This is a genomic window from Nitratidesulfovibrio vulgaris str. Hildenborough (genome assembly GCF_000195755.1).
Classification (GTDB): domain Bacteria; phylum Desulfobacterota; class Desulfovibrionia; order Desulfovibrionales; family Desulfovibrionaceae; genus Nitratidesulfovibrio; species Nitratidesulfovibrio vulgaris.
Genome location: NC_002937.3, coordinates 2,928,333 through 2,942,301 on the forward strand (window position 1 = coordinate 2,928,333; position 13,969 = coordinate 2,942,301).

The following is a 13,969-nucleotide window of genomic DNA, read 5'->3' on the forward strand; positions in this document are numbered from 1 at the left end:
AGTCTCAGTCATCAAGAGGTCACCATGTCGAATCCCCAGAACATGTCCATCCTGGACGCCCAAGGCGAATGCGGCGGCGCACACATGGCCACCCGCCCCGGCATCCTCGGCTGGCTCGACGCAAACTTCGAGAAGCCCTTCCTTGCGGTGGGCATGCTCGCCATCATCTTCATCATCACCTTCCAGACCCTGTACCGCTACATCGGCGTACACATGCACGAAGGGGCGTCTGCCGCCATCTGGACCGAAGAGATGGCCCGCTTCATCTTCATCTGGATATCCTACCTCGCCCTGCCGGTTGCCATCCGCAACCGGTCGAGCATCCGGGTGGACATCATCTACGACCGCCTGCCCAAGCGTTTTCAGGAAATGTCGTGGGTCGTGGTCGACCTGTGCTTCCTCGTGCTGGCAGGCACCGTGCTGTGGCAGTCGCTCGACCTCATCAAGATGCAGATCGAGTTTCCGCAGACGACCCCTGCCCTCCAGATTTCCTACTACATCCCCTATCTGGTGCTGCCCGTGAGCTTCGGTCTCATGGCGCTCCGCCTCGTCGAAGACCTTTTCGCACAGGCCCGCGTCTGCGGCCTCAAGGACACCCTGCTCGCGCTGGCCGCCTGTGCGGCCCTCGCCGCCCCCGTAATGCTGGCCGAAGACCTCGAGCCTCTGCCCGTCCTCTTCGGTTACTTCGCCATCTTCCTCGCCGTGGGCGTGCCCATCGCCATCGGCCTCGGCCTTGCAGCACTGGCGACCATCATCGCCGCCGGGACCCTGCCCATCGAATACATCGCGCAGGTGGCCTTCACCTCCATCGACAGCTTCCCCATCATGGCCATCCCCTTCTTCATCGCTGCCGGGGTGTTCATGGGCGCGGGCGGTCTCTCGCGCAGGCTTCTCACTCTTGCCGACGAGATGCTGGGTTCGCTGCATGGCGGCATGGCCCTCGCCACCATCGGCACCTGCATGTTCTTCGCCGCCATCAGCGGGTCCGGCCCCGCCACCGTCGCTGCCATCGGGTCGCTCACCATCCCCGCCATGGTCGAGCGCGGCTACGACAAGTACTTCTCCGCCGCAGTGGTGGCAGCCGCCGGTGCCATCGGCGTCATGATTCCCCCCAGCAACCCCTTCGTGGTCTACGGCGTCTCGGCGCAGGTCTCCATCGGGAAGCTCTTTCTGGGCGGCATCGTGCCCGGAGTGCTCACCGGTCTGGCCCTCATGGTCTACAGCTACTGGTACTCCAAGAAGCGCGGCTGGAAGGGCGAAGTGCGCGTGCGCAACCTCAGGACCTTCACCAGGGCCCTGTGGGACGCCAAGTGGGCCCTCATGGTTCCGGTCATCGTCCTCGGCGGCATCTACGGCGGCATCATGACCCCCACCGAAGCCGCAGCGCTGGCCGCCTTCTACGGACTGTTCGTGGGCTGCTTCATCCACCGCGAACTCAACTGCGGCAGCCTCTACGACTGCATCGTCGAAGCAGCAGGCACCTCGGCCGTCGTCATCGTGCTCATGGCCATGGCCACCATCTTCGGCAACATCATGACCATCGAAGAGGTGCCCACCGCCATCGCCACCGCGATGCTCAACCTCACCGAGAACAAGATAGCCATCCTGATGCTCATCAACGTGCTGCTCATCGTCATCGGCACGTTCATGGAAGCACTGGCGGCCATCGTCATCCTCACCCCCATCCTGCTGCCCATCGTGCTGAAGGTGGGTGTCGACCCCGTGCACTTCGGCGTCATCATGGTGGTCAACCTCGCCATCGGCTTCGTGCCCCCGCCCGTGGGCGTGAACCTCTTCGTCGCCAGCGGCGTGGCCCACGCCAAGATAGAGCACCTCTCCAAGGTGGTCATGCCGCTCATCGCCATCATGATAGGCGTGCTGCTGCTCATCACCTACGTTCCGGCCCTCCCGATGTTCCTCGCGGAGTAGCGGGACAGACAAGACGTGAAACAGGCACCGGGTGCACAGGCATACCGCACCCGGTCGCCCCGGCATACCCAGTACATCCTCACAAGCCTCTCAAGGAGAAGACACATGCAATGCTGCAACCAGCTTTCGCCCCATGAACAGCGCCTTCAGGACAAGATCGAAGGCAAGGTCGACCGCTACCGTGCAACCCACGAGCGCGTGTTCACCATCCTTGAAAGCTTCGACAACACCCGCCCCCGCATCGACGTGGAGCGCGCCAAGTACTTCACCGAATCCATGAAGGCCACCGAAGGCCAGCCCCTGCCCCTGCGCTGGGCCAAGGCGCTGATGCACATCGCCGAGAACATGACCGTGTACATCGACGACCATCAGCTCATCTGCGGTCGCGCCGGGTATCAGGGCCGTTACGGCGTGCTGTACCCCGAACTCGACGGCGACTTCCTCGGCACGGCCATCGAAGACCTGCCCAACCGCGCCGAATCGCCCTTCGCCATCACCCCTGAAGACGCCCGCGTGGTCGTCGAGGAGATTGCCCCCTTCTGGAAGGGCAAGACCTACCATGAGGCGCTGAACCTCGCGCTGCCCGCAGACGTCCACAAGCTCACCTACGACGACCCGCAGGGCCTCATGTCCCGCTTCATCGTCAACGAGACCTCGTCGTTCCGCTCCTCCATCCAGTGGGTGCACGACTACGAGAAGGTGCTCAAGCGCGGCTTCCGCAGCATCAAGGAAGAAGCCCTCGAGAAGATCGCCGCTCTTGACCCCATGAGCCCGTGCGACAACGTGGAGAAGCGCCCCTTCCTCGAAGCCATCGTCATCGTGTGCGACGCCATCATCCTGTGGGCCAAGCGCCACGCCAAGCTCGCCGCAGAACTCGCCGCCAAGGAAACCGATCCCACCCGCAAGCGTGAGCTTGAGACCATGGCCGAAATCTGCGCCTGGGTTCCCGAGAACCCGGCCCGCACCTTCCACGAGGCCGTGCAGGCCCAGTGGTTCACCCAGGTGTTCTCGCGCATCGAACAGAAGACCGGCACCATCGTGTCCAACGGTCGCATGGACCAGTACTTCTGGCCCTTCTACGAAAAGGACCTCGCCGAAGGCCGCATCACCGAAGACAGCGCCCTCGAACTGCTCGAGTGCATGTGGGTGGGCATGGCCCAGTACGTCGACCTGTACATCTCCCCCACCGGCGGTGCCTTCAACGAAGGCTACGCCCACTGGGAGGCCGTCACCATCGGCGGGCAGACCCCCGAAGGACGCGACGCCACCAACGACCTGACCTACCTCTTCCTGAAGTCCAAGCGCGAATTCCCGCTGCACTACCCCGACCTTGCGGCACGCATCCACTCGCGCTCGCCCGAACGCTACCTGTGGGAAGTTGCCGAGACCATCAAGGACGGTTCCGGCTTCCCCAAGCTGATCAACGACGAAGAGGTCGTGCCCCTGTACGTCTCCAAGGGAGCGACCTTCGCCGAGGCCCTCGACTACGCCGTCTCCGGCTGCACCGAGGCACGTATGCCCAACCGCGACACCTACACCAGCGGCGGCGCGTACATCAACTTCGCGGCAGCGCTCGAGATGGTGCTCTACAACGGCAAGATGCTGAAGTACGGCGACACCGACCTCGGCGCCCACACCGGCGACCCGTGCGAATTCAAGACATGGGAAGAGTTCTGGAACGCCTACGTCACCCAGCACCACCTGTTCCTCAAGACCGCCTTCGTGCAGCAGCACATCATCAACAACCTGCGCGCACGCCACTTCGCCCAGCCCATGGGTTCGTCGCTGCACGACCTGTGCATGAAGCACTGCCTCGACCTGCACACCCCGCAGATTCCCGAGGGCATCAACCTCGGCTACTTCGAGTACATGGGCTTCGGCACGGTGGTCGACTCCCTGTCCGCCATCAAGAAGCTGGTGTTCGAAGACAAGAAGCTGACCATGGGTGAACTCATCGAAGCCCTGAAGTGCAACTTCGAAGGCAAGGAAGACATCCAGCAGCTGCTGAAGAGCGCGCCCTGCTACGGCAACAACGACGACTACGCCGACAGCATCGCCCGCGACATCGACGCCCTGTCCGTCAAGTACGGCAGACGCTACTCGCCCGAACTCGGCATGCACAACGACGTGCGCTACGTGCCGTTCACCTCGCACGTGCCCTTCGGCCGCGTCGTCTCCGCGACGCCCAACGGTCGCAAGGCATGGTCGGCCCTGTCGGACGGTTCGTCGGCCTCGCATGGTGCCGACGTGAACGGCCCCACCGCCATCCTCCAGTCCAACTTCAACTCCAAGAACTACGGCATGCGCGACCGCGCCGCCCGTATGCTGAACATCAAGTTCACGCCCAAGTGCGTGGAAGGCGAAGAAGGCTCGCAGAAGCTGGTGTCCTTCATCCGCACCTTCTGCGACCTCAAGCTGTGGCACGTGCAGTTCAACGTCATCAACAAGGAGACCCTGCTCGCCGCCCAGCGCGACCCCGAGAAGTACCGCAACCTCATCGTCCGCATCGCGGGCTACAGCGCCTACTTCGTGGACCTGTCGCCCGACCTGCAGAACGACCTCATCGCCCGCACCGGCCACGACGTGATGTAACGGCGCGGGGCCTCGCGCCCCGCCGCCTTCGCGATCCCATGCCGCCCGCCTCCCCACCGGGGGCGGGCGGCCCGGACGCGGTCATGCACGGAAGTCGACCGGCGCCGCCACCGACGCGGAACAGTCCACCATCCAGCACCATCAGGCCCCGGGGCACCGGGTACAACGGACATGACATGAGCTCCATCGCCGACAGAAAGACCACAGGGATCACGTTCAACATCCAGAAATACTCCGTCCATGATGGCCCCGGCATCCGCACGGTGGTGTTCCTCAAGGGATGTCCCCTGAAATGCCGCTGGTGCAGCAACCCCGAATCGCAGCGCAAGTCCGTTGAACTGGCCTACAACACGGGACGCTGTCTCACTCTCGCCAAGTGCGTCCGTTGCGTGGAAATCTGTACGGCCGGAGCCATCTCCCGCGCGGAGGACGACACCATCAGCATCGACCGCGCGCTGTGCAACGACTGTGAGCAGCTGTGCTCCGGCGCCTGCCCCTCCAACGCCCTCATCACCTACGGTGCCCACAAGACCGTGGACGAGGTGCTTCGCGCCGTCGAACAGGACAGCCTCTTCTACGCCCGTTCCGGTGGCGGCATGACCATCTCCGGCGGCGAACCCTTCGCCCAGCCCGCCTTCACGCTGGCACTGCTGCGCGAGGCACGCCGTCGCCGTGTGCATACCGCCGTCGAGACATGCGGCTACGCCTCGTGGGACGACATGGCAGCCGCGCTGCCCTTCCTCAACTACGTCCTCTACGACATCAAGAATCTCGACGACGCCCGGCACAAGGAAGCCACCGGCGTCTCCAACCAGCGCATCGTCGAGAACCTGCGCGCCCTGCGCGCCGAATTTCCGGGAATCCCCGTCCTCGTCCGCACACCGGTCATTCCCGGCTTCAACGACAACGAGGCCGACATCGCCGCCATTGCCGCGCTCACCCGCGAACTTGGTGTGTCATACCAGCTGTTGCCCTACCACCGTCTCGGTACCCAGAAGTACCATTTCCTCGACAGGGAGGCGCCCATGGGTGAGGTGACCCTCGATGCGGAGACCATGCGCAGGCTGGAGGCGGTCGTGGCGCAGACGGCGGACAGCTGAATCTGCCCACAGCCCGGCCAACCCTGAATATCGACATAAGGCACACCGATGACCCCTCTCTGGCCAGTCACAGGCGCCACCCGACGACCAACTGATCAAGCAGACAAGAAAACGTGCCGGAGAAGCTCTCCGGCACGTTTATCTTTTAAAATCAGAATATTAATACAAACGCAGCGCCACTTCAAATCCACATTGCGCCACATTCATTTACATTATATGTTACAACAAGCGTATATTAAAGAATCGCCTTCAACGTCCTGCGTGAAACGCGTCGCCCCCCTCTCTGCCGCACGTCGAGACCCCAGAACAACACGGTTGAAGAAGATGTTGTGCAGGCTCATCCTGCCGAACTGCATCAGTGCAGGCATCGGCAAGATGGACATGACACTTCGCATCACGCCATGACGTATCACATGACTGCACAGTATCAAGGCATCAGATGAAAAAGATCATTGAACATATTGAAAGTATTTTTGATATTCTTAGCGACGGCATCTATATCACCCAACGCGACGGCACGACCCTGCTGGTCAACCGCATGTACGAGCAGCTGACCGGCCTCTCTTTCAAGGACCTCAGGGGGCGCAACGTTCACGACCTCGTCGCCGACGGCATCTTCGACACCATCCTGAACCCCGAAGTGGTGCGGACCAAGCGTCCGGCCGTTTCCGTGCAGCACGTCCGGCAGAGCAAGAAGATCATCCTGCGTGGCTACCCGGTCTTCGACGAACATGGCGAAGTCTGCCTCGTGGTCACGTTCGCCCGTGACATCACCATGATCACGCAATTCCGAGAGCAGATTGCCCAGCAGAAGCAGCTCATCGAGACCTTCAACGACCGTATCGAATGCATGCTGCATGAGCAGGTGCGCAACAGCCAGCCCGTCTTCGAAAGCGAAGTCATGCAGCAGGTGCTCGACCTCTTGCAGCGGGTGGCTGCCACGGATGCCAACATCCTCATTCTGGGCGAGACGGGCGTGGGCAAGGACGTGTTCGCGAGGCTAGCCCACGAATACAGCCCGCGCAGCAGCAAGATGTTCCTCAAGGTGGACTGTGGCAGCATCGCCGAGAACCTCATCGAATCAGAGTTGTTCGGCTACGTTCCCGGTGCGTTCTCCGGAGCCAGTTCCAAAGGCAAGGCGGGCTATTTCGAAATCGCCGACGGCGGTACCGTCTTCCTCGATGAAATCGGTGAACTGCCGCTGCCCATGCAAGCCAAGCTGCTGCGTGTGCTACAGGACAGGGAGGTCATGCGCGTAGGCTCGTCACAGGCACGCAAGGTGGATGTGCGCATCATCGCCGCCACCAACCGCGACCTCGCCGAAGACGCCAAGGCGGGCAAATTCCGCAGCGACCTCTACTATCGCCTCAATGTCGCCGTACTGGACCTGCCGCCGCTACGTGAACGGCAACAGGACATCATCCCCCTCGTTGAGCGGTTTCTCGATCGCTTCAATGCCAAGTACCGCCGCAACATGACCCTGCCCAAGGGCACACGGCAGGCACTCCAGAACTACAAGTGGCCCGGTAACGTGCGCGAGATGCAGAACCTCATCCAGAGCCTCGTGGTGACGTGCGAGGGGCATTCCATCAAGCCGGAGCACCTCCCTCCGCACATACAGAAGGCCGCGCGCAATCGCACGGCATACACGCCTCCCGCGCCCGATGACGCCCGACCGCTGAAGGAGATCATGGCAGACATCGAGCGCGAAATCCTCGAAGAGGCCGTGCGTACGCACGGTTCGGTGTGCAAGGTGGCACGCATGTACAAGATCAGCCGCACCACACTCTTCCGCAAGCTGCGCGGCTCATCGCTCGCCGGGGTCTCGGGGGATGAGGAGCAGGAGAACACCGGACAGTAATGGACTGCGAAAACAGCAGGAGTACTGTCTCCCCCCTCTCAGGAGCACGACTTCACCCCTTCTCCTGTTTCACAAGCGCTGTGGAACACAAAGGCCACAGCCCATGCCGTGAAACGCAGCCCGGGTAAGCCTCCACCCAACGATTCCTGAAGGGTGCAGCCACACGAGCACGGACGCGCGACGCCATACAGGCATTGCACTGCTGTCCCCTTCCACACACGTCGAGAATACCACGTTCTCGACTTGCGTGACGCATTGTCTCATGATGCGCCATCGCAGCGGTGCCTGACACCTACGCAAGCCCATTGCCAACTGATAACATCCCCAGAACAAGAATCCCCCACGTCCGGATACGTGAGGGATTCTTGTTCTGGCGCGCCCGGGAGGATTCGAACCCCCGGCCAAGAGCTTAGAAGAAGTCTGCTCAAGAACTCTCCGGATTCCTATCTTTCTGAAAACAAGAGTGTTATGAGCGTGTTCAGTACAAAGCCGTTCGACTGGGAATCCTGCGAACCTCCGCGCAAATGGCAACCAAATGGTAACCGCATGAGTGACCGCAGCTGGCACACAATCCCCGGCAGGAAGGGGCTGCTCTACAGGGAGCATGCTACCCGCAAGTTCTCTCGCAGGGCCGACCGCTTCTGGGCAATCAGGCATATGGTTGACGGCAAGCGTATCGTCGAGATGCTTGGCTGGACATCTGAAGGCTGGACTGCCGACATGGCCGCCACCCTGCTTGCCGAACTTGAGCGCAACGTCAAGCAGGGCCTGCGCCCCCAGACCCTGAAGGAGAAGCGCCAGATGGCAGCCGAGGCTCAGGCTGCGGCTGCTCAACAGGCACAGCTTGATGCCTTGAAGGACATCACCTTCGGCGAACTGGCCGAGCGATACGCAGCGTGGGCCAAGTCTACCCGCATCAGCGGGCACAAGATGCAGCGACTGCTTGAGCTGCACGTCCTGCCACGCCTGCACTCCATGCCTGCGGCCTCGATCACGCCGCAGCACCTCAACGAGCTTCGCTCTGAACTGGAGCAGACCACCCCGTTGCGTGGTCGCGGCAAGGCCGAGGGCCGCGGACTCAGCGCCCAGACCGTACTGCACTGCCTGAAGGCTGTGCGCGAAGTGTACAACTACGCCCGCGAGACGCCCCACCCCGACTTCCCCGAGCGCATGCTCTACTCCGGCAAGAACCCTGCCGTGCTGAGCCGGCGCGGGCATGGCGTGCGTCTGCCCCGCAGTGACGCCCGACGCCTCCGCATCCTCAATGATGCCGAGATAAGCGCCCTGCTCTCCTACCGTGGCCAGAACGTCGTCGAGACCTCCGAACTGCACGACATGATCCTGATATCGCTCGACACCGGCATGCGCGCCGGTGAACTGGTGCGGCTGCGGACGGAGGACATCGACGTCGACCATGGCACCATCCGCATATACAGCGGCTCGGACGCGGGCATCACCAAGGGTGGACGTACCCGCATCGTGCATGCAGGCCACCTCTTCGCGGAGAGCATCACCATGCTGCGCCGGCGCGTGGGCTCCCCCGGGCTGCTCTTTCCGGGACGAGGCGGCGCGGTACGCAACACGACGGCCGTGAGCCGTGCGATGGCGCACATCTGCGCCACGCTTGGCCTCAATGCCGACGTGACGGACGACCGCAACCGCATCGTATGGCACACCCTGCGGCACACCTACGCCACGCGCATGCTGGAGGCCGGAATCGACATCTACACCCTCAAAGAGCTTCTGGGACACTCCAGCGTGGCCGTCACCGAACGCTACCTGCATCTGTGCGACCGGGCCAAACGCAATGCAGCGCTGGCCCGGCTCACACGAGGCGAGTGATCTACAACTCGGGGACGACAATGTGCCGCACTCCCTTGCTTTCGAGGTAGGAGACGAAGGCTTCGCGCGGGTAGTAGATCTGCTCGCCGATGACCAGACGCTCTCGCGGCCCGCGCCCGAGTTTGTCGTCGTTCGCCAGCGTCTTGGGCGACAGCCCCCCGCCGGTGAACCACTTCGAGGCCTTGCGGGCTATCAGGGGCGGCAACTGGGGCACAAGGTTATCCAGCACAGTCTTATCGTTCATGGTCATTTCCTCCCGACGTTAAGGTTATCTCACAGGGCGGCCTGTAACTTCGCCAACAGCCCCGTCACAGGGCGCTCTCAGGTCGTCGCGGCATAGACCCCTGGCCACACTGCGCCTCTTCGCTCAACTCCCCGCGCAGCTTCCTCACGCAATGCGACTTGGCCTTCAGCCGTAGTGCATCGGCCTCAACCCGGGTGCGGGTGATGGTCAGCCCCCGGTCGAGATGGTCCAGAGCCTCTTCCCGGGTACGCCTCCAGCCGCCCGGCGCGGTCTGCGCCTGACTCTCTTCACGCGAGCCTGCCCGCACCAGAAAACGCTTGTCGTCGGCAAGCACGACCACGCCACTGGTGATCACAAGCCCCTCGCCCTGACGGGGAAAGAACGCCCTGAACAGGACCTCTCCCTGCCGATACGGATCATTCTGCGTCATGACTTCCTCCTGATTGACCATGCGATGACGAAGCATCCCGCCGCCAGCACCGCGCAGATGCCACACGGAACCACAAGCCAGGGGTCAGAAAGGTGCGGCATGGGGCACCTCCTCCACCGGGGCAGACAGCCCGAGCGCCGCCCGGTGCCTGTCGCGGACCCGCTTCAGGGCAAGCCGGGCCGGAAGCAACGCGGCCCTGTCCGCCTGCGTCACCCCGCGCGTCTCAAAGAGGTCATCGAGCGTACGCAACGCCAGATGGGCCTTTTCCGCGAGTACTGCCGATGGATGTATGGGCATGGCCTTGTCCTTGGCTGAGGTTCCGTCATCCTGAAGCCGGGCGGGAGCGCGATGACCGTCATCGCACCCGCGACCGGCCCCGGGATCACTGCCGCCGCACCGCCGGCTCTTTGCCGACTTCTGGCGTACCGATGCGGATGTACTGCCCGTGGAAGCACAGCCGCTTGCCCGCGGCGCGCTGCGTGACCCACGCGAGGTTGGCCTCTGCTGGCCCTGTCTCGCTGGCAAGGGCCACTGCCACCAGCATCAGTTCGACGGGGTTCGGCTCACGCACGGACATCGTCAGACTCCGCCTTCTTGATGAGCGTCATGATGGACTGGAGCGCCTCGTAGCCTTCGGCCCGGATGCGCTTGCTCTCTTCCGCCGTGATTCTGCCATCGGCGAGGCTGTCGCCCACGGCGGCCATCAGCTCGCCGAACTGGCGCACGGCTTCGATGGCGTCACGCTCTGTGGTGGAGTGCCCCCTGCCCGACCGTGGCAGCCTGATGCACACGCACCCCATGGCCCCGCACAGGAAGTCGAGCGCACGACGCGACCCGGTGGCTTGCATGAGCGGAATGAGCTGCAACAACCCGAACTTGTGGCCCGGTATGGAGCCGTTCAGCTCGTTCATCAGCGTTGAATAGCCCTTGCCCATGAGCGCGGCGATCTGCTCCGCCTTGTGCCCGGAGGGGGCGCGCTTCACGTCTTCCTGCAACACTTCGAGGATGGAATCATGGCCTGACATGAGAGAGATGCCCCGCTGTTCTCATTTACTGGTGTGAAGAGATGGGCCAGCAGTGAGCCTGAAGGTCCCTGTATATGAATATACTTGCGCAAGTTCGGGGTTCGCATGATATCTGGTATGGAACGTGAAATGACTACAGTCTGAAAGGAGAATGCGAATGCGCATTGCATGTGTGCTCAAAAAGCTACAAGACATCGCCGCTGAAGCTTGCAGAAGCGAAGCTAACGCCCTTGCCCTGTACGCCACTGTGGACAGTCTCCTTGCATGGCTCGAACACCAGCACAGAACACTTGGACTGCGCGGCACATTTGGCGAGCGATACGCGAGCATTCGCGTCAGCATGGAATACCTCGCTGGACTGCGCGGACCACTGAGCCGTAGCAGGGACGAAATCGCCACTACGATCCGGCAAGACGCACGAGTTCTAGAGATGACCACGCTATTCGGGCAGCGCCCCGACCTGATGGACGTGGACCTCATCGAGTAGCGCATGTGAAGCACCCCTTGTCTGCTCCGGCACGTATCTTCTCGGCACCGGAAAGAATGCACAGGGCAGTGCCCACGGCGATGGCCGCGTTGTCTTTCCATGCGTGGAGGTCTGCCTCTGGATTACGCAGCCGCCCACACAGCAGCGGCAGTGCCAGTTCCAGGATGTCCTCTGCGGGATAGGGTCCATCCGCTGCCAACTCCCCCACTTGGAACAGGTGGGCATACGCAAGCGAGGCCGCGAAATCGCCCAGACCAAGAGCAGGATGCGCGAGAAGGATGCTGGCCAAGGTCACGGCTTCTTGGGCTGAAGGAGTGTACGAGTGCATCAAAGCCCCCTGAGGCTAGACGTTGTGCTGCACATGGCGACGCTCGAGAACAACAGAACAGCGCCGCTGCTATTCCGGCTGCGATTGCTGCACGCGGGGCTTGGGCCCTGTCTTGAGGTCGCAAGGCGTAGGAAGAAGCTCGACAGGCACACCAAGGCCCAGCAACGCCGCATGACGCCGCGTTGGCATGGTCGACTGATGGCACAGCTTGGAAACGGCATTGGGGGTTACATCAAGCTCACGCGCCAGCGCAGTGAAGGTAATCCCCTTGCGCTGCATCCAGATTCGAAGACGCTCTTGTCGTGAAAGATGAGTTAGGTTAGTTGGAATAGACGATTGCATGATTGCGGCCTCCTGATTCGTTGCTGACAGGCTATGTCGCCGTTTGTTTGCTACGTATCGTGCGTTAAGTTCGTCTATAAAGCAAGAAAGCGTCATTTGGCAACAAGGAAACGTCACTTGAATCAAACTTTCGACACCGTCGTTTTCACTGCGCGCCTGAAATCTCTTGAGAGTGCGCTCGGAAGCACACGCAAAGTGATTGCCGAACGACTGGATATCCGCCCGCAAACATTGAAGAGTTATATTGACGGTGCGGCTCTTCCTAACGCCAAGGTTCTTGCTTCGATCATCAGTGAATTTTCCGTGAACCCCTACTGGCTCCTGCTCGGCTCTGGCGAAATGTTCGCTAACGAGACCGCTAGAGCTGTGAGCACCGAGCAAGACCCGGTGTTGAGACGCCTCGAAGGTGTCGAAACCATGCTTGTTCGTCACGGCGCATCACCAGAGGAAATTCGCGACGCCCTACGCATGGCGCTCCGCACATTGACTGCCGCCGGTGCCGATGATGAGGTGTCAGAAAAGCCCGAAGCCGCAGTCAGTTAAACGTCGATTGCGAATCCTTCGGGGCGGTGGAAAGAAAGTGCCCCCTGTCCGGGGGCATTTGTTTTTGGTCAGGAAGAAGTGAACACTCGCCATTAGAACAGGGAGAAAGAATATGGACTTTCGCGAGCGCATCTACACCTTGGCGGCCCGGATCGCAGAACTGCGCGCCCACACCATCACGGAAGAGGCAACCAAGAACGCCCTTATTCTCCCCTTCCTGCAAGCCCTTGGCTATGACACCTTCGACCCGCGCGTGGTCATCCCCGAGTTCACCGCAGATGTGGGAACGAAGAAGGGTGAGCGAGTGGACTACGCCGTCATCCGCGACGGTCAGCCGGTCATGCTGATAGAAGCCAAGTGCTGCGGTGCTCCGCTCGACGCTGGCAAAGCAAGCCAACTGCTCCGATACTTCCACACGACACATAGTGCTCGCATCGGCATCCTCACCGACGGCGTCGTGTACCAGTTCTTCTCAGACCTCGACCAGCCCAACGTCATGGACCAGAAGCCGTTCATGACCTTCGACTTCGCCGCCATCGAGGACGCCCTCATCCCTGAGCTGAAGAAGCTAGCCAACGATCGCTTCGACATCGAGGCGACCCTCTCCGCCGCGCAAGATTTGAAGCACATCCGCCAGTTGAAGAAGAAGGTCGCGGACGAATTCGCGACCCCTTCCGACGACCTCGTCCGTTACTTCGCCAAGGATGTGCACCACGGACAGTTCAGGGCCAACGTCGTTGAAGACTATCGTGAGAAGCTCAAGCTCGCCTTCCAGCACCACATCAACGACATCATCAATGAACGGCTCCAGACCGCAATGCAGGGCAACGCTTACCCCGAACCCTTCGAGAAGCCGGAAGAAGAACAGGCCAAGCCCGTGGAGAAGGTCGTAGAGACGACTCAGGAAGAATGGGAAGCCTTCTACGCCATCAAGTCCATCCTGCGTGATGTGATTGCGCCTGAACGCATCTTCATGCGTGACGCCCAGAGCTACTGCGCCATCCTTCTGGATGACAACAACCGTAAGCCCATCTGCAGACTGCACTTCAACGGCAAACAAAAGTACATCGGTCTATTCGACGAGAATAAGAAAGAGACTCGTCACCCAGTGGATGGCGTTGATGGATTGTATGCCTTTACAGAGGGATTACGAGAAGGGGCTGGGCGACACGATGACACTATTTGACATCGGGCTACAAGAGAGGCTCATGTCGCCTATTCTCTAAACAACTAATTGTATCAAAAG

Annotated in this window: 15 protein-coding genes; 8 read left to right on the top strand and 7 right to left on the bottom strand. The window is 61.4% G+C overall.

What is annotated here, in order from left to right; genetic code table 11:
* The first annotated feature begins 24 nt into the window (after positions 1 to 24).
* The 5 genes from DVU_RS13215 (at position 25) to DVU_RS13235 (ending at position 9,324) form a co-directional block, all read left to right on the top strand.
* On the top strand, positions 25 to 1,929 hold the full coding sequence (locus tag DVU_RS13215) for a TRAP transporter large permease (RefSeq protein ID WP_014524574.1): 1,905 nt from the start codon (positions 25 to 27) through the stop codon (positions 1,927 to 1,929).
* Positions 1,930 to 2,034: 105 nt separating this feature from the next.
* Entirely contained in the window at positions 2,035 to 4,521 is a 2,487-nt protein-coding gene (gene hpsG / locus DVU_RS13220) for a (2S)-3-sulfopropanediol dehydratase (protein ID WP_010940090.1), read from the top strand.
* Positions 4,522 to 4,697: 176 nt separating this feature from the next.
* Positions 4,698 to 5,621 carry a (2S)-3-sulfopropanediol dehydratase activating enzyme gene (gene hpsH, locus DVU_RS13225; RefSeq protein ID WP_010940091.1) on the top strand — a complete coding sequence of 308 codons (924 nt, stop codon included), beginning with the start codon at positions 4,698 to 4,700 and terminating at the stop codon, positions 5,619 to 5,621.
* A 439-nt stretch (positions 5,622 to 6,060) separates the two neighbouring features.
* Positions 6,061 to 7,482: a sigma-54 interaction domain-containing protein gene (locus DVU_RS13230; RefSeq protein WP_010940093.1), complete on the top strand. Its 1,422-nt coding sequence runs from the start codon at positions 6,061 to 6,063 to the stop codon at positions 7,480 to 7,482.
* A gap of 546 nt (positions 7,483 to 8,028) precedes the next feature.
* Entirely contained in the window at positions 8,029 to 9,324 is a 1,296-nt protein-coding gene (locus DVU_RS13235) for a tyrosine-type recombinase/integrase (protein ID WP_041722798.1), read from the top strand.
* A gap of 1 nt (position 9,325) precedes the next feature.
* Here the strand turns inward: DVU_RS13235 and DVU_RS13240 are convergent, their stop codons facing one another.
* The 5 genes from DVU_RS13240 to DVU_RS13260 form a co-directional block, all read right to left on the bottom strand.
* On the bottom strand, positions 9,326 to 9,568 hold the full coding sequence (locus tag DVU_RS13240; RefSeq protein WP_010940095.1) for a hypothetical protein: 243 nt from the start codon (positions 9,566 to 9,568) through the stop codon (positions 9,326 to 9,328).
* A gap of 64 nt (positions 9,569 to 9,632) precedes the next feature.
* Entirely contained in the window at positions 9,633 to 9,998 is a 366-nt protein-coding gene (locus DVU_RS13245; RefSeq protein WP_010940096.1) for a hypothetical protein, read from the bottom strand.
* A gap of 84 nt (positions 9,999 to 10,082) precedes the next feature.
* Positions 10,083 to 10,295, bottom strand: a complete 213-nt coding sequence (locus DVU_RS13250) for a hypothetical protein (RefSeq protein WP_014524576.1) — start codon at positions 10,293 to 10,295, stop codon at positions 10,083 to 10,085.
* A gap of 85 nt (positions 10,296 to 10,380) precedes the next feature.
* Positions 10,381 to 10,575, bottom strand: coding sequence for a hypothetical protein (locus DVU_RS13255; protein ID WP_010940097.1), 195 nt, complete (start codon positions 10,573 to 10,575; stop codon positions 10,381 to 10,383).
* Positions 10,562 to 11,023 (bottom strand): phage regulatory CII family protein, encoded by a 462-nt coding sequence (locus DVU_RS13260; RefSeq protein WP_010940098.1) that lies wholly within the window; start codon positions 11,021 to 11,023, stop codon positions 10,562 to 10,564. Before DVU_RS13260 ends, DVU_RS13255 begins: the two co-directional genes overlap by 14 nt.
* 157 nt (positions 11,024 to 11,180) lie before the next feature.
* Between DVU_RS13260 and DVU_RS13265 the strand changes: the two genes are divergently transcribed.
* Positions 11,181 to 11,510 carry a hypothetical protein gene (locus tag DVU_RS13265; protein WP_010940099.1) on the top strand — a complete coding sequence of 110 codons (330 nt, stop codon included), beginning with the start codon at positions 11,181 to 11,183 and terminating at the stop codon, positions 11,508 to 11,510.
* Here DVU_RS13265 and DVU_RS13270 read toward each other — a convergent pair.
* Both DVU_RS13270 and DVU_RS13275 read right to left on the bottom strand, forming a co-directional pair.
* On the bottom strand, positions 11,500 to 11,838 hold the full coding sequence (locus tag DVU_RS13270) for a hypothetical protein (protein WP_010940100.1): 339 nt from the start codon (positions 11,836 to 11,838) through the stop codon (positions 11,500 to 11,502). The genes DVU_RS13265 and DVU_RS13270 overlap by 11 nt on opposite strands.
* Before the next feature lie 69 nt (positions 11,839 to 11,907).
* Complete coding sequence (locus DVU_RS13275) at positions 11,908 to 12,117, bottom strand: helix-turn-helix domain-containing protein (RefSeq protein WP_226987310.1); 210 nt, start codon at positions 12,115 to 12,117, stop codon at positions 11,908 to 11,910.
* Positions 12,118 to 12,297: 180 nt separating this feature from the next.
* Here DVU_RS13275 and DVU_RS13280 point away from each other — a divergent pair, with 180 nt between their 5' ends.
* Together DVU_RS13280 and DVU_RS13285 are read left to right on the top strand one after the other, a co-directional pair.
* Positions 12,298 to 12,723 (top strand): helix-turn-helix domain-containing protein, encoded by a 426-nt coding sequence (locus DVU_RS13280; protein WP_014524577.1) that lies wholly within the window; start codon positions 12,298 to 12,300, stop codon positions 12,721 to 12,723.
* A 112-nt stretch (positions 12,724 to 12,835) separates the two neighbouring features.
* Positions 12,836 to 13,909: a type I restriction endonuclease gene (locus DVU_RS13285; protein WP_010940103.1), complete on the top strand. Its 1,074-nt coding sequence runs from the start codon at positions 12,836 to 12,838 to the stop codon at positions 13,907 to 13,909.
* Positions 13,910 to 13,969 lie beyond the last annotated feature (60 nt).